The following is a 19,488-nucleotide window of genomic DNA, read 5'->3' as shown; positions in this document are numbered from 1 at the left end:
GTTTTTTTAAAGGCTGCCCAATAAGGCTATTTCAAACTCTGTTGGCACTTCCAGGTGCGGAATGTGCCCGCAGCCTTCAAACTCAATTAGTTTTGCACCAGGTATTTTTGCGACCGTCTGCTTGCCAAGCAACTTATATTGTCCGTACTGGTTTTGCTCCTGCTGTCCCAATAAACCTTTGCCAACAATAGTTTTATCTTCTTTTCCGATAAACAATACCGTGGGCACCTTTACATTAGGGAACTCATACATCACCGGCTGTTCAAAGATCATGGTAAAAGTCATAGCTGCTACCTTTGCCCAGCGGGGGAAATCGGCACTATTCACCGGTCCTGCAGCAATGCGTACCAGTTCTTCATATGGTGGCTTCCACTGGACAAAATATGAGTTCTGATAGTATTTGCGAATGCTTTCTGCAGTGGCTTTTAATTCTGTTTTATACTGTTCTTCTGTTGTCACATAAGGAATAATCTGCCGGTAATCTTCCAGCCCAATAGGATTTTCCAGCAATAGCTTTTCGGTATTCTGCGGATAAAGCAAAGCAAATCGGGTAGCCAGCATACCCCCCATAGAATGTCCAAGCACACTTGCTTTTTGAATCCCAAGGCTATCCAGCAAGTTTTTGTTCCATCGGGCCATCTGGTGAAAACTGTAATGGATAAAGGCCTTGGAAGACTTTCCAAATCCAATCTGATCGGGCACAATCACCCGAAAACCTCTTTTACTTAAAGCCTGGATGACATTTGTCCAGTAATAACCACCAAAGTTCTTACCATGAAAAAGAATTACTGTTCGGCCATTGGACATTTGACTGGCAGGCACATCCATATAGGCCATTTTCAGATCCTGTCCTTCAGTTTGTACCGAAAAATATTTAACAGGGTAGGGATAGGAAACATTTTCCAGGGTGATGGATAAGGTATCCTTCTGCTGGGCCGAGGCAACAGCACAAAGGATAGAAATAAACAACAACAGGGGAATGGATTTTTTCAGCATCATGGTAGATTAATAGAAAACAATTGTTTCAAAGATAGGCTTTTTAGATTTGAGCCCCTACTTCCACGGGTCTGAATTTCATTACACAAAAAAAGGGAGGCTGATCAACCTCCCTTTTTTATTTAAGATCTATTTCTTAAGGGTAAATGGAATATTGACCCCAAAAGTAATGCTTCTGCCCTGGTTATAAATACCAAGGGTTTTGTCTTCATCACTTAAACGACCCGGTTTGAAACGGCTCAGGTGGTCATAATAAGCTTTATCAAGCAGGTTTTTTCCGGCCACATACAAAGTAATGTCCTGGTTTTTTCCAAGTCTCAATATGGTGCCAATAGAAGCATTTAACAAAGTATAACCAGAGGTTGGCGTTTCAAAACTGTCAATTTTGTTTTGACTGAAAAAATTATCTATACCAACAGAAATATAAGAATGCGATGTCCCTTTCAGATTGGGTTCAAAACGCAACTCATTTCTAAGGGTTGCCGCCGGGATAAAAGGAAGAGATTCCTTTGTGGTACGGTTTGTCGCCCTGGTATAGGAGAAACTGTTGTCAAAATGAATAAAACTTACCGGGTGCAGGGTCAAAGAAGCTTCAATTCCCCTCAAAAAGGCATTGTCCTGTACAAAATTGTAAACCGGATAAGATTTTATACTGCCGTCATCCTGTGTCACGTCCTTTTGTGTTCCATCTGTACTGTAGTAAATGTAGTTGTTGATGTAATTGGCAAAACCACCAAGGCTTGCCCTCACATACTGATTCTGGTAATCAAAGGAAGCATCAAACTGATAACTTTGTTCGGGCTTCAGGTTAGGGTTCCCTACTTCATAACGAAATACACCTTCATGCACTCCATTTGAAGACAATTCAGCAATGTTTGGTGCCCTGAAAGCACTTCCTGCATTGGCTTTAAAACTAAAGGCATCATTAAACTCATGGGTATATCCCAATGCACCTGTTACATGGGAAAATTTATTGGTAAAGGCATTAAAATCCCTTTCATCATTATGAAAGTCCTTACCAGTCATTTTCCTGTAATCAAAACGGGCACCGATATTAAAGGTATTGTTGTCCCATGTCTTTTTCACAAAGGCAAACCCACCAAAAGCTTGAGAATCATAATCCGGGATCAGCTGTTCAGCCCCAGTTGTATTTAAACTATGAACAAATTCTCCTGAAAGGCCAATTACTGGTGCCCAGCCATTTACTTCTTTAAAAGAATATTTCAGGTCATAACTATAGGTATAACTGTTCAGAAACAACGACGGGTCCTGGTTTGCAGCGGAAAGTTCTCTTCGCAAGTTGTGCTGATAGCCCAGAGTGGCTTTCAAGCTTCCATCACCCAACAGGATGTTACTGTTCAGGGCTATTTTATAATGGCGGACATCCTGTTTAGGATAAGCAAGAGTCCTGTCTTTGTTCTGGGCGTTTGTAAAAATGTTGCCATCAGGATCTACCAGCTGACCAGCATCATTTCTCACCGGATCATAAAATCCGATATTCGTCCTGAAACTGGATGCATCCAGGTGCGCATATCCCCATTTTTTGTTCAATCCGATCTGTCCTTCAAAATTGGTTTCATTGAAACCCGAATTCGGGACATATTCTGTTGGTGTTTTATAGGAATAGGCATTTTTATAGGACCCGCGAACCCGGTAGACCAGACCATTTTCATTTCCCTGAAGCATCAGAGAGCTTCCGGTCAAACCATTATTGGTGTTATAATTACTTAAAAATTCGCCTCTTAAAGTACCCTCCGGTGCCGGCAATGCGTCCAGGATATTGATCACTCCCCCAAGGGCATCTGATCCATACATCAAACTTGCAGGTCCTTTCAAAACCTCTACCCGGTCTGCGCTGTACTGGTCAATTTCAATTCCATGCTCATCGCCCCATTGCTGTCCCTGTTGTTTTACCCCGTCACTTAAAGTAACGACCCTGTTATAACTCAGTCCACGGATGACGGGTTTGGAAATGCCCGGTCCTGTGGTAATTTGAGATACGCCCGGGGTCCGCGAAATCGCGTCAATCAGGTTCGTAGAAGGATGGTAAAGCAAATCGGCCTTGCTCACAGTAGAGATGGTCGTGCTGTTTTGACGGTTGTCTGAGCTATTGGCAGAGCCCGTAATGACGACCTCCCTTCCTTCAATGACGCTCGGCCTCAACTGAAACTCCGTAGAAGCAAGGTTCGCAAAATCTACACTCTGGGTAAGGGTCTGATAGCCTACATACCTGATCTGAACTAAAAAATGACCATGAGCCGGAACATTTTTCAGCATAAATTCTCCATTTTCATTGGTCACCGCAGCAATCCTTAAATCAGGAACAGAAATGGTGGCTCCCGGAAGTGGCTGTTTGGTCTGACTGTCGATAACTTTCCCTTTAACCTGGCTAAGTTCTGCAGCAAATGTACTGGCCGAGAACAGCGTGTATAATAGTACAGCTAATAATAGTTGTATCTTTTTCATTTGTATATATGATTTTTAGAATAACCTGTTGAAACGATTTAAGCAGGCATTCTGATTTTTACAATTCTGAATCAATTGGATTTGATCACATACCCTTTTGATCATCAATAAGATATGATATTTCATTTGTGTGTATGAAAATCAGAAAAACAAAACCCTAAAAACCGGGATGTTTTCCTGTTCTGGGAAATCAGACTGCAGGGGGACCCCTAAGAGAGGATTCGATCAGCTCGGTATAGGAACCACTGATCAGGGGATGTATTTTTGGTAAAGACTGTACAGATAAAAAAATCCTGAATGTGGTACCAGACTGAACAAAGTCTTTTTCGAAATGGGCCGCACAAATTAAACAGGTATCTGCATGGCTGCTGATGTGCAGCTTATGGGTACATACTTTTTCCCTTGCGGAATGTACATCCTGCTGGTCATGGTGGTGCAAGGCACTCCAAGGAGTCAGGGCAATAGCAAAAACCCACAGTAAAACTGCGGACAGGATTCTATGGATATGTATGCGCCTTTTTTTCAATTTTCATTCAAAAGTAATCAAATATCAAGAATTACATACATTGCGAAGGTAACATTGCCTTTATATGACTGCCATCGCGTAATTTGGTTTAAGACCTTATCCATTAAAAAAAAGATGGTTTCTTTTTAAATTGACATTAAAATGATGCATTAAACTCTGTTTTAAAGGTTTTAACAAAACAGAATACCATTGTATCCGTTATAATTTTAAAAGAATAGTATGGCAACTGCACAGCAAATAAAAAACGCCTATCTGGATTATGTGCTTACTCATCATGAAAAGCCAAAATCAGTATATAGTTTTGTAAAAAAGTTAAAAATTCCGGAATCTGCTTTTTATGAATTTTATGCTTCTTTTGAAAGTATAGAAAAAATGATCTGGTTTGATCTCACAACCGAAACCATTGATACTTTAAGCAGTCAGGAAACCTGGACAGATTACTCTTCCAGGGACAAGGTGCTTTCTTTTTTCTACAGTTATATTGAGGTGCTTAAAAAGCAAAGGAGTTTTATTCTGTATTGTCTGAAACACCATCCGCCCGGATTTTCCGCCCCTGCTGCCTTAAGCGGGGCAAAATCAATTTTTGAAAATTTTGCCGAAAACATTATCCAGCAGGGTCTTGAAAACGGGGAACTTGCAGACCGTAAATTTTTGACAAAAAAATATAAGGATGCCTTATGGATCCAGTTTATTTTTATTCTGAATTTTTGGGCAAATGATGACAGTACCGGTTTTGAGAAAACAGATGAAGCCATTGAAAAAGGCATTAATGTAACTTTTGATCTTTTCCAGAAATCACCTTTGGACAACCTGTTTGAATACGGCAAATTTTTATCCAGAAACGGGAATCTGAGAGAAAAAATGAGGTTTTAAATGAAAGAACAAAAAACCATTCCGGTTAGCAAAACCGAAAGATCTGCGAAATTTGTTAAAACAGGGATTCAGATTGGTGGAAATTACATTAAGCATTATTCCAAAAAACTGTTCAATCCGCAACTGGATAAAGAAGAATTGAACCAGGACAATGCGGTGGATATTTACAAGTCCCTGAGCGAATTGAAAGGAAGTGCTTTAAAAGTCGCCCAGATGCTGAGCATGGATAAAAACATTCTTCCAAAATCTTATATTGATCAGTTTACACAATCACAGTACAATGCCCCACCTTTATCCGGCCCCCTGATTGTAAGGACCTTTACCAAAAACTTTGGAAAATCTCCGGAACAGATTTACAATAAGTTCAACCTGATTTCGACGAACGCAGCTTCTATAGGCCAGGTACACCAGGCCGAGCTCAATGGAAAAAGATTGGCTGTAAAAATCCAGTATCCGGGTGTTGGGGACAGCATATCTTCAGATCTTAAACTGATCAAACCCTTTGCCTTCCGTTTGCTTGGCATGAAGGAAAGAGAACTGAATGTATACATTAAAGAGGTCGAAGAGCGGCTCTTGGAAGAAACCGACTATGAACTGGAAGTCAAACGCTCTATTGAATTTTCAAAAGCCTGTACTTTGTTGAAAAACGTAGTATTTCCGACTTACTATCCAGCCTTATCCGGAAAAAAGATCATTACCATGGACTGGATAGAAGGCCTCCATCTTCCTGAATTTCTAAAGACCAATCCGACGCCCGAACTTCGTAATAAAATCGGGCAGGCACTCTGGGACTTTTATAATTTTCAACAACACCAGTTGCGTGCAGTACATGCAGATCCACATCCAGGAAATTTTCTGATTACCCCGGATGAAAAACTCGGTGTTATTGATTTTGGCTGTATTAAGGAAATGCCGGATGATTTTTACAGGCCTTTCTTTTCCTTAATTTCTACTGGCGTTATGGAAGACAAGGCGGCTACAATTGATGCTTTCAGGCAATTGGACATGATCCATCCTACAGACACAGAAAGTCAGGTTGAATTTTATTATAAAGCTTACCGGGAAATGATTTCACTATTCGCAAGACCTTACCGGAGCAAAACATTCGATTTTAGTCAGCCTGATTTTTTTGAACAATTGTATGGTTACGGGGAAAAGATTTCTAAAATGCCAGAATTTAAACAAGCAAGAGGTGTAAAACATTTTATCTATATCAACCGGACAAATTTTGGTTTATATACCATTTTACAGGAATTGAAAGCAGTTGTACATACAGATACTTATCAGCCTCATTTATAAGAAAGGCTGAGATCGCCACAACCTCAGCCCTGTTCACTTAAAACTTATAGTTTAGACACCGGAAATTGAAAAAGGTTTCAACAGTCTGGACATTTTTCTCCGAAGGTTCAACATAGCGGTTCAATAACAAAAACATGAAGTCAATAATTTTGTTGATTATTTTCCAAAAACTCATAAACATAAATTAACTTTGTATATTTGAATTCCCTAAAAATAAAACCCTTGGCAAAAAGCGCTGAATTGTATAAAAATATCCTTGTTATTGAAGACAATCATGCCATTTTGGATGTGATTACACTCATTCTGCAAAGTGAAGCCTACAAAGTTTCCGGATTAAGCAAAAGCGCGGATATGCTGGAGCATATTGAAGCATTCAAACCAGATCTTATTATTCTGGACATTATGCTGCCTGATGCTGACGGACGTGTTTTACTAAAAGAACTTCGTTCCCTGGAAAAAACCAAAGATATTCCTGTTTTGATGATCTCCGCAAGGTATACCCAGCAAAACATCCAGCATGGGGAACATAAACCAAACGGTTTTCTTGCCAAGCCTTTCGACATTGATGATCTTTTGGATAGAATTGAAGGCATTCTGGCCGGACAACACTACGACTAGACTTCTTTTTATTTCGGAAATCCGGACTGGCACCCAATTCCTTTACAGCTGGATACTCTGGCATGACCTTAAATTTCCTCCTGCTTTCTTTTAATTTTCCCGCCGAACTTCTTTAAAAGAATAAAAACAGATTGCCCGATATTTAAAACTTATCCTTAAATTTAAGGAAGGAGCTTGGGGTTCCGATTGTTTTTATGGTATTAAAAACAAATCCTTTTGGTTCAACAAAAGCACAATTATAAACCTGCAAAGATGAAAAAATTACTCTTTTTAATTTTCACATTAATGACCACATCAATTTTTGCACAATTAAAACCAATTTCTTATCAGGACGGCAGCCAAAAACTGAAAGGGTTTGTAGCGGCCCCAGCCAAAGGCAACAAAGGTGGTATATTAATCCTGCCAGCCTGGAAAGGGATCGACGAAAGCTCCAAAGCCGTTGCTGCAAAGCTTTCTGCACTTGGCTATTATGCCTTTATTGCAGACATCTACGGTGAAGGAAATTATCCAGCCGACACAAAAGCAGCCGGCAAGCTTTCCTCCTATTACAAAACAAATTATACGATCTATCAGCAGCGCATTAACCTTGCCTGGAAAGAACTGATCAGGGCCGGGGCTAATCCCGATAAAATCGTTGTAATTGGGTATTGTTTTGGAGGTACGGGAGCATTGGAAGCCGCAAGAGCCAACCTGCCGGTTAAAGGGGTCGTTTCTTTCCATGGAGGTTTAGGCAAAGATCCCTCCAGAGCGGTATCTGCTATTAAGCCTTCCATTCTGGTCTGTCATGGAGCAGACGATCCAAACGTTCCACAAGCGCAAGTCCAGGCTTTTCAACAGGAAATGAGGGACAGCAAGGCAGACTGGCAAATGATTTATTACAGCAATGCAGTTCATGCCTTTACCGATAAAAGTGCTGGCAATGACAACTCAAAAGGTGCTGCTTATAATGCAACTGCAGATAAAAGATCATGGCAGCACTTTTTGCTTTTCCTGGAAGAAGTATTAAGGTAACCCTTATACCTCTCTAAGCCGCGCTATAACCGCTTCTATGGAAAGTTTTTCCTGCTCACCGCTGTGCATATTTTTTAGAGTAAGCAGAGCACTTTGCATTTCTTCACTGCCAATAAGCAGGACAAAAGGAATGTTCTTTGCATCTGCATAACCCATTTGTTTTTTAAGTTTTGCCGCAGATGGGTAGAGTTCTGCAGAGATCCCTGAAGCCCTCAACTGGTATAACAAGGGTAAAGCGTAATTTTCTGCTGCCGGGTCAAAATTACTGATCAATACTTTTGTCCCTGCAGCAGTACTTTCCGGAAAAAGATTTAATTCTTCCAGTACATCATAAATCCGGTCTGCACCAAAGGAAATACCTGCGCCGGTAAGTCCTTTCAGTCCGAACATTCCGGTAAGGTCATCGTACCTTCCCCCGCCTCCGATACTGCCCATAGCAACCTCGTTGGTCTTCACCTCAAAAATACATCCGGTATAGTAGTTAAGACCACGTGCCAGGGTAATATCCAGCTCCAGTTTAGGCTGTTCTCCGTCCTTACCCAACAAGGTTTGTACATAGTTAAAAACCAGCTCTATTTCTTCAATCCCATTCAAGCCAATCTGCGAAGCAGAAAGCACCTGTTTAAGGGTCGTTAATTTAGTGTCATTTGTACCTTCCAGCAAAATCACCGGTTTCAACCGGTCAATATCTTCCTGAGTAAAACCCCTCTCTAAAAGCTCTTTGCTCACCCCATCAAATCCTATTTTATCCAGCTTGTCTATGGCCACGGTCATATCAATAATCAGTTCTGGCTTTCCGATAATTTCTGCAATACCAGATAATATTTTACGGTTATTGATTTTGATGCTAAAATCCTTCAGGCCAAGGTTACTTAGCGCTTCCTGATAAATAAGCACAAATTCTGCTTCATTCAATAAACTCTCAGAGCCAACCACATCCACATCACACTGATAAAATTCTCTGTAACGACCTTTTTGCGGTCTGTCAGCCCTCCAGACAGGCTGTACCTGGAAACGTTTAAAAGGCAGGGCAATGTCATTCTGGTGCATCACAACATAACGGGCAAAGGGAACAGTAAGGTCATAACGCAATGCTTTTTCACTAAGCTGGGAAGTCACTGCATTTGAATTCTTCACTGCCAACAGGTCCGGGTTCACTTTTGAAAGGAAATCACCACTGTTCAAGATTTTAAAGATAAGTTTATCTCCTTCATCTCCGTATTTTCCGGTCAGGGTAGAAAGATTCTCCATGGAAGGTGTTTGGATTTCTGCATAACCATACTTCTTGAACACCTTTTTAATGGTATCAAAAATGTGGTTACGTTTGGTCATTTCCTGAGGAGAAAAATCACGTGTTCCTTTGGCTAAAGATGGTTTGATGTTTGACATAAGCGCAAAAGTACAAAAAGTAACAGGCATAAAAAAAGCTGCCGGAGCAGCTTTTCTTTTTTATTTTCAGGTTTATACCAATAGTCTTACCGGTTCTTCGAGCAAGGCCTTTAAGGTTTGTAGGAAAGCGGCTCCTGTTGCCCCGTCCACTGTACGGTGGTCGCAGCTCAAGGTCACTTTCATAATGTTACCCGGAACAACAGCTCCATTTTTCACCACAGGAACCTGAGAAATTCCGCCAACGGCAAGAATACAGGAATCAGGCGTGTTGATAATGGCTGTAAATTCATCTATACCAAACATTCCTAAGTTAGAAACGGTAAAGGTTGATCCTTCCCAATCTGCAGGCTGTAGTTTTTTCGCTTTGGCGCGCTGCGCAAAATCTTTAACTTCTGCAGAAATCCGGGATAAAGATTTACCATCGGCAAACCGGACTACCGGAACCAATAGTCCATCTTCCACTGCAATAGCAACACCGATGTTCACATGCTCATTGTAACGGATTGCATCGCCTCTCCAGGAAGAGTTTACATTTGGATGTTGTTTTAAAGCAACCGCAACGGCTTTAACCACCAGGTCATTGAAGGATAATTTTACCGCTGAAAACTCATTCATTTTTGTACGGGCAGCAATCGCTGCATCCATATCAATTACCATGGTCAGATAAAAATGAGGCGCGGTGAATAAGCTTTCGCTTAAACGTTTCGCAATCACTTTACGCATCTGCGATACTGGCTTCTCTGTATATTTTTCTTCACCGGTATAAGCAGCAAGTACTGGCGCCTGTTTTTCAGCTGGTGCAGCAGTTTCTGCCGTTTTTGCAGCTGGTTTAAAGTTTTCTATATCTTTTTTAATGATCCTTCCGCCATCTGCACTACCGGCAACCTGACTCAGGTCAATTCCTTTTTCTTTAGCAATTCTTTTAGCCAGAGGGGAGGCTTTTAACCTGCCGCCATCCGAATTGTTTGTTTCAGCGATTGCGGCAGAAGTGTCTGAATCTTTGCTTTTATCTGCTACAGGGGCATCCGACTTTTTATCGGCCGCTACCTCGGGAGCACTTCCTCCAGCAAGTATACCACTGATGTCAGTTCCTTCAGGACCCACAATTGCAATAATCCCATTTACTTTTGCGGCCTGACCTTTTTCAACACCTATATGTAATAAAGTACCGGAAGCATAACCCATCACTTCCATTGTCGCTTTATCGGTTTCAACGTCAGCCAGGATATCATCATCTTTCACTTTATCGCCAACCTTTTTATGCCATTCTGCAATGACACCTTCGGTCATGGTATCGCTCAGCAAAGGCATACGAACTACGGTTACACCTTGTTTTTCAAGTTCTGCTTCAGAAGGCCCTGTTGCCGCAGTTTTAGTTTCTGCAGCAGCAGCTGGTTGTTCTTCTTTTGGTGCTTCAGCAGCAGCCGGGGTAGCAGAAGATCCTGCACCCTCTGCTTCCAGAGCTGCTTTATAATCTTCTCCTTCTTTACCAACAACAGCAATAACTGCATCCACAGGAACAGCTTTACCCTCTTCTACACCAATGTATAAAACAGTACCATCCCAGTATGATTCTAAATCCATGGTTGCCTTATCGGTTTCCACTTCGGCCATCACATCGCCGCTTTTAACTTTATCTCCAACTTTTTTATGCCACTTTGCCATAACCCCTTCGGTCATGGTATCACTCATTTTGGGCATTCTAACTACTTCAGCCATTCTCTAATAATATCTATGAAATACGTTAAAAATTAATCTAGTACATATGGATAGTCCTGCTGAACATAAATATCAGCATACAATTCTGCTGCTTCTGGCCATGGAGACTCCTCTGCAAATTTTACAGACTCATCTACAATCTGTTTTACTTTTGTTTCAATTTCTTCGATCCAAGCCTCATCAGCATATTTTTCTTTCAGAATAATTTCTCTCACCAGTTCAATAGGATCTTTCGCTTTGTATTCTTCCAACTCGTCTTTTGTACGATATTTTGCAGGATCTGACATAGAGTGGCCACGGTAACGATAGGTACGCATTTCAAGGAAAGTTGGTCCTTCTCCGTTACGTGCCCTTTGAGCAGCCTCGTCCATCGCATTATGTACCGCAACCGGGTCCATACCGTCTACCGGTGCACAAGGCATGTCAAAACCTAAACCTATTTTATAAATGTCAGTCATGTTGGTGGTCCGCTCTACAGAAGTTCCCATTGCATAACCATTATTTTCACAAACAAATATTACAGGTAATTTCCATAGCATAGCCATGTTAAAGGCTTCATTTAAAGCGCCCTGACGAACCGCCCCATCTCCCATGTAACAAACGTTTACATTTTTAGTTCCTTTATATTTCTCTGCAAAAGCAATACCGGCACCCAGAGGGATCTGTCCGCCGACAATACCATGGCCTCCATAAAAATTATGCTCTTTACTAAAGATGTGCATAGATCCGCCTTTACCTTTTGAACATCCTGTAGCCTTACCATACATCTCTGCCATGATACTGTTGGCACTTACACCTTTTGCCAAAGCATGTGCATGGTCACGATAAGCAGTGATCATCGTATCTTCCGGCTGCAATGCAGAGATTGCACCGGCAACAACTGCCTCCTGACCAATGTATAAATGACAAAAACCACGGATTTTTTGTTGTCCGTAAAGCTGACCAGTTTTCTCCTCGAACTTGCGCATTAGCAACATCGACTCAAACCACTTCAAATAGGTATCTTTATTAATTTCTACTGCACTCATTTTGGGTGTTGATTTTTTTACGAGAGCAAATCTACTTTTTTATTGCAATATATCGAAGGAATTGCATGTAATTTCAACACTAAGGTTACAGAACGATTAGGAGCTTCCTTCTCTGTTCCAAGCCTGTACTTTGGCGAAGCGGAATTTTACGGGTGTGGAAAACAGAGATTAATTTTACCCAAAATGTGGATAACTTTTAAATTTATTCTCATGACATTTGGATAACATTTGTAAAAACCATAGTTTTGGCAACCTAACAATAAGCCCTGGTGGTGTACGTTTAAGTGTAAGTGCCTTTTACCCAAACTTAACAGTATAACATGATAAAAAAGTTTTTGTTTTCATCCCTGATCATTTTGTGCAGTGTAACTACTTTAATGGCACAATCAAAGACTAAAGAAACGAACAAACTAGAGGATCCCGACAACTTAGCATCACAATATTTTTCCCAGGTCATGGGCGTGGCGGTTGATGCAACATCCAACATCAAACTCTACAAATTTATTTATGAGTGGATCGGGACACCTTACCGTTTTGGTGGAAATACGAAAAAAGGCATTGATTGTTCTGCCTTCACCAAAGCAATTTACGATAAAGTTTTCAACACAACCATATTAAGAAACTCCAGGGATATTTTCAGTATGGTCAACCCGCTTCCCAAAGATGAACTCAAAGAAGGCGATCTGGTTTTCTTTAAGATAAAGAGCACCAGCATTACCCATATTGGAATTTACCTTGGGGACAACAGATTTGCTCATGCTTCCTCTTCCAGAGGCGTCGTGATCAGCAACCTAAACGAACCTTACTATTCTAGATATTTTTACAAAGGCGGGCGCATCCTTGATTCTGTCAAGAAGGACCTAATCGAAGAATAAATCAACATAACAACAATATTTTAGAATCCTCCTGAATGTTTTCAGGGGGATTTTTTATGCCGGTGAAACCGCAGGACAAATACCATAACATGAAAAAATACAATTTAACCCTTCCGGGTATAGCCGCTTTTATTTTTCTGATCAGTTGCACCGGAAACACCGCAGCAGTTCTACAGCAACAAGAGGATAAAAGTGACACTGTAAAAACCGTTAAAAAAGATACCATTACCATTGCGGCTGTTGGAGATATGATGCTTGGATCTGCTTATCCAGATCCTTCTGGTTTGCCACCAGACGATGCCATCAATAGTTTTAAAGCAGTAGCAGATGACTTAACAGGGGATATTATTTTTGGAAACCTGGAAGGCTGTTTCCTGGATAAAGGAAAATCTGCCAAATGCGGAAACGCCAAAAGCAATAGCTGTTTTGCTTTTAGAATGCCCGAACGTTATGCAGGAATTTATAAGCAGGCGGGTTTCAATGTGCTTAGTGTAGCCAATAATCATGTCGGGGACTTTGGGCTTCCCGGAAGAAAAAGAACAGCTGCAATTTTAGATTCCCTTCAAATTAATTATGCAGGGCTGACTTCCCATCCTTTTGCCCTTTTTGAGAAAGACAGCGTAAAATATGCCTTCTGTGCCTTTGCACCGAATGAGAACACCGTTTCCATTAACAAAATTGACAGTGCAAAAGCACTTGTTTCTAAGTTAAAAGCTCAGGCAGACATTGTGATTGTTTCCTTTCATGGGGGCGGAGAGGGTGCAAAATTTGAGCATGTGCCCAGAAGGAATGAAATTTTCTATAAAGAGAACAGGGGAAATGTTTATGCTTTTGCCCACGCCGTTATTGATGCAGGTGCAGATGTCGTGCTGGGGCAGGGTCCTCATGTCACCCGGGCAGCAGAAGTTTATAAAAATAAATTTATTGCTTATAGCCTTGGTAATTTCTGTACCTATGGAATGTTCAGTTTAAAAGGACCAAACGGCTTTGCACCCTTGCTACAGCTAAAGCTCAATGCTAAAGGGGACTTTCTATATGCAAAGGTCATCTCTGTTAAACAAGACAGGATCAACAGACTGACAAAAGACGAAAACCATACTGCCTTTAGAAAAATGGAAAGCCTCACTAAAGCTGATTTCCCCGAAAGCCAATTGCTGTTTACCGAAGACCAGCAGATCCGTTTAAAATAAGATTACAGATCGCATACTGCTAAAAAAGCCGGGCTCCTTTTTAGCAGCCCGGCTTTTTTTATGAATGATTAATACACTACCAAACGCCTACACGGTTAGCAGGAGCCACATACATTTTTGCCGTAGCTGGAATATTAAATGCTTTATAAAAAGCATCCATACTGTATACCGGTCCATTAACACGGAACATTTCCGGTGAATGCGGATCTGTTTTCAAACGGACACGCATCGATTCGTCTCTGGTTTTAATACGCCAAACCTGTGCAAAACTTAAAAAGAAGCGCTGGTCAGGTGTAAAGCCATCTATTTTCTGATCGCCTTTTCCCTGAGGGGTCAGCTTAAAAGCCTGATAAGCAATGGCAAGACCACCAATATCAGCAAGATTTTCACCCAATGTCAGCTCGCCATTCACATGCTGATTGTCAAGCAAGGTAAACTTATTATACAGATCAACTACTTTTTTGGCTTTATCTTTAAATTTAGTAGCGTCTGCTGCAGTCCACCAGTCTTTTAAATTACCCTCTTTATCATATTGTCTGCCCTGATCATCAAATCCGTGGGTCATTTCGTGTCCAATTACAGCACCAATAGCACCATAATTGATCGCGTCATCTGCTCCAAAATCAAAGAAAGGGAATTGAAGAATTCCGGCAGGGAATACGATTTCATTAATAGATGGGTTATAATAAGCATTTACAGTTGGCGGCGTCATACCCCATTCCGTTTTATCTACCGGTTTGCCCAGCTTCTCTACCATTTCTTTATAGGCATGTTTCTCTGCGGACTCCAGATTCGCAAAATAGGTTGTTCTGGAGATTTCTACATCGTCATATTTTTTCCATTTATCCGGATAGCCGATCTTTTTAATAAAAGCTTGTAATTTATCTACAGCTTTTTGTTTGGTTACAGGGCTCATCCAATCCAGTTTCTCAATTCTGGATTTATAGACTTTCTGAAGATTGTCCACCAGCTCTAGCATTCTTTTTTTAGCCTCCGGTGTAAAATGTTCTTTTACGTACAATTGACCAAGAAGTTCCCCTATATTTCCATCAGTGCTGTTCACAATCGCTTTCCAGCGTTCTGTTGGAGCTTGCTGTCCACTAAGCGTTTTACCATAAAATTCAAACCTGGCATCTCTGAAATCCTTGCTTAAAGCTTTTGTGGCCCCATTAATGGCATCGAATTTTAATTTTTGTTTCCAGATGTCAATTGGCTGGGTTTTTAACAGGGTGTTCAAAGCCTGATAATATTTTGGCTGTCCAACCAGAATGGTATCTGTATTTAGCTTTAACTTCGACAAAACGCTTTTCCAGTCAATCTCTGGTGTAAGCTTCTGAAAGTCTGCCACAAAAAACTTATTGTAGTTCTTTTGAGGATCACGCAGTTCAACAGGTGTAGAGTGGGAATTTGCAATTTCTTTTTCCAGTTTCAAAATCTGATCTGCATACTTTGCCGCGTTTTCTTTGGTGTTTCCGGTAAGTACAAAAAGACGATTTATATACTTTACAAAAGCTTCTCTTATTTTTTTTGTTTGTGCATCATCATTAAAATAATAACTCCGTTCGGGCAGGGTAATCCCTGACTGAGAAAAATTAACTGCATTTTTACTGCTGATTTTATCATCCGGTCCGACATAAAATCCAAAAAGATCACCATTACCGTCTTTATATCCGTCGGCAACAAAACCAATCAGTTCTTTATAATCTTTTATGGCATCGATTTTCGCCAGCAATGGTTTTAAAGGATTGTAACCTAATTTTTCTATCGCAAGGGTGTCCATACCACTTGCGTAAAAATCCCCAACCTTTTGCTCCAAGCTTCCTTTAGGGTGCTCTTCTTTAGACGCATTAATCAGAATTTGCTCCAGGCTTTTGATGTTGTCGTTATACAAGGTATAAAATGACCCCCATCCTGTCTCCGTTTTGGGAATCTGGGTCTTTTTCATCCAGGCGCCGTTGGCATACAGGAAGAAATTATCCCCCGGTTTTATTGCAGTGTCCATGCCGGCTGTGTCTAAAAATTCAGTCCGTGCTTTTTTTCCTGCTGCTCCCTGATCGGTGCCTTTGTTCTGACAGGCCGCAAGGAGCGCAAGCCCTGCAAGTGATAAACTTAGTTTAGTTTTCATATGAACGTATTTATTTTTATGTTTTTTTATTTTTCACATCACCAGTATTAGCTTTGTTTTCCAACCCCCTTCGTGTACATTTCAGAATAAAACTAAGAAAACCACGATATAAAACCGAATATTTAAGAAGAATCAATTGTTTATTTCTAACTTCAAGAAAAAAAACTATGAACTACTTTTTATACTTTCTGCTCTTTTTTGCCTTGGTAGTTGTTTTAAGCTCTTTCGTTACTGTAAGACAAGGCACCATAGCTGTTGTTACTATTTTCGGAAAATACCAAAGACAACTCAGACCTGGGCTTAACTTTAAAGTGCCCCTTATAGAGGTCATTCATTCGAGAATTTCAATTCAGAACCGTTCTGTCGAACTTTCTTTTCAGGCCGTAACACAAGACCAGGCCAATGTTTATTTTAAGGCCATGCTCCTTTATTCGGTGCTCAATCATGATGAAGAAACGATTAAAAATGTCGCATTTAAATTTGTCGATTCCACAAATCTCATGCAGGCTTTGATCCGGACCATTGAAGGCTCCATAAGGGCTTATGTAGCCACTCAAAAACAAGCCAATGTCCTTGCACAAAGAAACGAGATTGTAGAACATGTCAAGCAACAGATTGACAAAGTACTCGAATCCTGGGGTTATCATTTACAGGACCTCCAATTAAACGACATTACTTTTGATGAAGAAATTATGCGTTCCATGAGCCGGGTAGTTGCCTCCAATAACCTTAAGGCCGCTGCCGAAAATGAAGGCCAGGCTTTATTAATTACCAAAACCAAGGGTGCTGAAGCCGATGGAAATGCGATTAAAATTGCTGCTGCTGCAGAAAGAGAGGCCGCACAGCTCAGAGGGCAGGGTATTGCGTTATTCAGAGCGGAAGTAGCCCATGGTATGACTAAAGCAGCGCAGGAAATGGAGCAAGCCAATCTTGACATCTCTGTGATCTTGTTTACCATGTGGACAGAATCGATTAAACACTTTGCTGAAAACAGTCAGGGAAACACCATATTTCTGGACGGCTCTACAGATGCGATGAATAAGACCATGAAAGAGCTGATGTCTGTTCAGATGCAAAAATTATCTGACCAAAAAGGATAACAAAATCCTCCCATAAAAAAACGCCCTTATGAAAATAAGGGCGTTTTTTTATGTCTGGTCTCCTGTTATTTGATCTGCATCAGGTCTGCCATGACTTTAAGGCTTTCATTTTCCATAAAATCAAAGGCTTCATTTTTACCTGCTTTTTCTCCTTTCTTTAAAGCAGCCAAACCTCTGGCGGCCCTTAGCTCATTGGTTTTTGCCAGTGATTTTGCTTCGAGGGCATCCCGTTCCGTTTTCAATTTACTTTCATTGAGCGTAACAGAGGTTTCATTTTCCCGTTTTTTCATCTCAGCAATATCCTGCTGAAGCACCTTATAGTCCAGAGAACCCGCCATACGTTGTTCATGCAGTTTAACCAGGCTTGATCGGATTGCAGTCAAGTCCTTAACTGGTGTGAAATTTGAACGGGGAACAACATCCCAAGGCAAAGCAGAAGGCTCTGTATCTTCTCCAATTTTATCCATTGGATAAACAGAAGGAAAAATAATATCGGGCATTACGCCTTTGTGTTGTGTACTGCTGCCGGTAACCCTGTAAAACTTGGCCATGGTCAAATTGATCTGTCCCAATTGAGGGGGCGTAATGCCTCCTGAAGCACCGGAAACACTAACCGAACCTTCCTTACTGACCAATGCTGCAAGTCTTTGCAAAAGAGAAGGGTTGACCAGCTTATTCAGGTCAATAGATGATTGTACTGTTCCTTTACCATAGGTTTGGGTCCCCATAATAATACCTCTTCCATAATCCTGGATCGCGCCAGAAAAAATCTCTGATGCCGAAGCGCTCAAACGGTCTACCATTACTCCAAAAGGACCATCCCAAGCCGGGGCATTGTTTGTGGCTTCACTAACCTCTACTTTGCCTCTAAGGTCTTTTACCTGAACCACCGGGCCCCTGCCGATAAAAAGACCCGTTAAATCAATTGCTTCCAGTAGAGATCCTCCGCCATTAGCCCTTAAATCCATCACAATAGCATCTACTTTATCTTTGTTTTTCAACGTATCGATCAATAGCTTAACATCCCTGGTGGTACTTTTATAATTTGGATCACCGGCATTGGCAGCTTTAAAGTCTGCATAAAATCCAGGTACTTTAATAATACCAATTTTATAGGTTTGCCCGTTGGATTCAATCGTTTTCACCTGTTTTTTTGCCGATTGTTCCTCCATTATTATTTTTTCCCGGGTCAGTTCAATAATTACTGGTTTGGAAGAAAGCTCATGTCCTGCAGGAATAATTTTCAATCTTACTTTAGTCCCTTTGGGTCCTTTTATCTTTGCTACTGAATTTTCCAGTCTCCATCCAATTATATCTTCAAATTCACCATTACCCTGAGCCACGCCAACGATCCGGTCACCCGCACTTAATAATTTACTTTTAAAGGCTGGCCCTCCTGCAATAATTTCTGAGATTTTAATCACCTCATTATCCAGTTGCAACCTTGCCCCGATTCCTTCAAAGGAACGCGCCATATCTTCATTGAAGGCCTGAGCATTGGCCGGGTTAAAATAATTGGTATGTGGATCAATTACCTCGGTGAAAGCATCCATAATCATTTGAAAAACATCCTGATTATTCAGCTTGGCCACTTGTGATTTCAGGTTCTGATATCTTTTGGTAATGGTTTCAATATTTTTTGCTTCCGGAGTTCCTGCAATCTGTAGATTGATCAGCTCGTATTTTACCCTTTTCTTCCAGATCTCATTTAATGCTGCAGAAGATGCTGCCCACGGCATTTTTTCCCTGTCATAGGTATAGGTATCATTCTGATTAAAATCATATTTAGCCTTCACCTGGTTAAGGGAATAATTAATCCACTCATTGTACCTTTTCAGGTAAACGTTGAAAATATAAAAAACACCAGTTAAATCTCCGTTTCTGAAATCATCATCAAGCGTTGTTCTGTATTGCTCAAAGCTTTTAATATCTGCTGCCTGAAAATAGCTTTTTGAGCCATCTAATGCCTTAATATATTTATCGAGAATTAATGATGAAATTGAATCGTTCAGTTTAATTTTTTTATAGTTATAGTTTTCAATCAGGGCAACCACCTCCTTGCACACCAGGCTCTGCTGTTCGGCAGGTTTTATATTAGGGACACCATCCACAACCGGTTGTTGCTTCGGGGTTGCCTGACAGGCCAGCACCGCTGCCGTGAAGGTTACCATTAATATTCTTTTCAACATCTCTTTAAATAATTTAAAATCCATTTTGTAATCAACAACCAATATGATACCAATTTCCGAAATAAACAAAAAAGAGACAGTAAT

Annotated in this window: 15 protein-coding genes; 7 read left to right on the top strand and 8 right to left on the bottom strand. The window is 40.8% G+C overall.

Annotation, left to right across the window (positions count from 1 at the left end):
- Window positions 1-6 precede the first annotated feature (6 nt).
- The 3 genes from B0O44_RS07310 to B0O44_RS07300 form a co-directional block, all read right to left on the bottom strand.
- On the bottom strand, window positions 7-999 hold the full coding sequence (locus B0O44_RS07310) for an alpha/beta fold hydrolase (protein ID WP_245943616.1): 993 nt from the start codon (window positions 997-999) through the stop codon (window positions 7-9).
- A 126-nt stretch (window positions 1,000-1,125) separates the two neighbouring features.
- Window positions 1,126-3,462: a TonB-dependent receptor gene (locus B0O44_RS07305; protein ID WP_110828701.1), complete on the bottom strand. Its 2,337-nt coding sequence runs from the start codon at window positions 3,460-3,462 to the stop codon at window positions 1,126-1,128.
- A 190-nt stretch (window positions 3,463-3,652) separates the two neighbouring features.
- The gene (locus tag B0O44_RS07300; RefSeq protein ID WP_110828699.1) at window positions 3,653-3,988 is read right to left on the bottom strand and encodes a hypothetical protein; all 336 of its coding nucleotides are present in this window, start codon (window positions 3,986-3,988) and stop codon (window positions 3,653-3,655) included.
- A gap of 219 nt (window positions 3,989-4,207) precedes the next feature.
- On the opposite strand from B0O44_RS07300, the gene B0O44_RS07295 reads away from it, so the two are divergent.
- From B0O44_RS07295 to B0O44_RS07280, 4 genes are all read left to right on the top strand, one after another.
- Window positions 4,208-4,861 carry a TetR family transcriptional regulator C-terminal domain-containing protein gene (locus B0O44_RS07295; RefSeq protein WP_110828696.1) on the top strand — a complete coding sequence of 218 codons (654 nt, stop codon included), beginning with the start codon at window positions 4,208-4,210 and terminating at the stop codon, window positions 4,859-4,861.
- Window positions 4,862-6,160, top strand: coding sequence for an ABC1 kinase family protein (locus B0O44_RS07290; protein WP_110828693.1), 1,299 nt, complete (start codon window positions 4,862-4,864; stop codon window positions 6,158-6,160). It abuts the gene before it with no gap.
- A gap of 222 nt (window positions 6,161-6,382) precedes the next feature.
- Complete coding sequence (locus tag B0O44_RS07285) at window positions 6,383-6,778, top strand: response regulator transcription factor (RefSeq protein WP_110829199.1); 396 nt, start codon at window positions 6,383-6,385, stop codon at window positions 6,776-6,778.
- Window positions 6,779-7,030: 252 nt separating this feature from the next.
- Entirely contained in the window at window positions 7,031-7,789 is a 759-nt protein-coding gene (locus B0O44_RS07280; protein ID WP_110828691.1) for a dienelactone hydrolase family protein, read from the top strand.
- 3 nt (window positions 7,790-7,792) lie between these two features.
- Here B0O44_RS07280 and hisS read toward each other — a convergent pair whose 3' ends face one another.
- The 3 genes from hisS to pdhA form a co-directional block, all read right to left on the bottom strand.
- Window positions 7,793-9,178 carry a histidine--tRNA ligase gene (gene hisS / locus B0O44_RS07275; RefSeq protein WP_110828688.1) on the bottom strand — a complete coding sequence of 462 codons (1,386 nt, stop codon included), beginning with the start codon at window positions 9,176-9,178 and terminating at the stop codon, window positions 7,793-7,795.
- Window positions 9,179-9,250: 72 nt separating this feature from the next.
- Window positions 9,251-10,897: a pyruvate dehydrogenase complex dihydrolipoamide acetyltransferase gene (locus B0O44_RS07270; protein ID WP_110828685.1), complete on the bottom strand. Its 1,647-nt coding sequence runs from the start codon at window positions 10,895-10,897 to the stop codon at window positions 9,251-9,253.
- Between the two features lie 32 nt (window positions 10,898-10,929).
- Entirely contained in the window at window positions 10,930-11,925 is a 996-nt protein-coding gene (gene pdhA, locus B0O44_RS07265) for a pyruvate dehydrogenase (acetyl-transferring) E1 component subunit alpha (RefSeq protein ID WP_110828683.1), read from the bottom strand.
- A 320-nt stretch (window positions 11,926-12,245) separates the two neighbouring features.
- Between pdhA and B0O44_RS07260 the strand changes: the two genes are divergently transcribed.
- Together B0O44_RS07260 and B0O44_RS07255 are read left to right on the top strand one after the other, a co-directional pair.
- A complete protein-coding gene (locus B0O44_RS07260; RefSeq protein WP_110828680.1) occupies window positions 12,246-12,800 on the top strand; it encodes a C40 family peptidase in 555 nt (184 codons plus the stop codon).
- Window positions 12,801-12,889: 89 nt separating this feature from the next.
- Complete coding sequence (locus tag B0O44_RS07255; protein ID WP_110829196.1) at window positions 12,890-13,990, top strand: CapA family protein; 1,101 nt, start codon at window positions 12,890-12,892, stop codon at window positions 13,988-13,990.
- 76 nt (window positions 13,991-14,066) lie between these two features.
- On the opposite strand, the gene B0O44_RS07250 is transcribed toward B0O44_RS07255, so the two are convergent.
- Window positions 14,067-16,115: a M13 family metallopeptidase gene (locus tag B0O44_RS07250; RefSeq protein WP_110828677.1), complete on the bottom strand. Its 2,049-nt coding sequence runs from the start codon at window positions 16,113-16,115 to the stop codon at window positions 14,067-14,069.
- A gap of 167 nt (window positions 16,116-16,282) precedes the next feature.
- Between B0O44_RS07250 and B0O44_RS07245 the strand changes: the two genes are divergently transcribed.
- Window positions 16,283-17,215, top strand: coding sequence for an SPFH domain-containing protein (locus B0O44_RS07245; RefSeq protein WP_110828674.1), 933 nt, complete (start codon window positions 16,283-16,285; stop codon window positions 17,213-17,215).
- Between the two features lie 65 nt (window positions 17,216-17,280).
- Here the strand turns inward: B0O44_RS07245 and B0O44_RS07240 are convergent, their stop codons facing one another.
- Window positions 17,281-19,386: a carboxy terminal-processing peptidase gene (locus tag B0O44_RS07240; protein ID WP_317047139.1), complete on the bottom strand. Its 2,106-nt coding sequence runs from the start codon at window positions 19,384-19,386 to the stop codon at window positions 17,281-17,283.
- Between the last annotated feature and the right edge of the window lie 102 nt (window positions 19,387-19,488).

This window comes from Pedobacter nutrimenti (assembly GCF_003208655.1).
Classification (GTDB): Bacteria; Bacteroidota; Bacteroidia; order Sphingobacteriales; family Sphingobacteriaceae; genus Pedobacter; species Pedobacter nutrimenti.
Note: the sequence above shows the minus strand (reverse complement) of the source record. Positions and strands in the feature narration are given on the sequence as shown.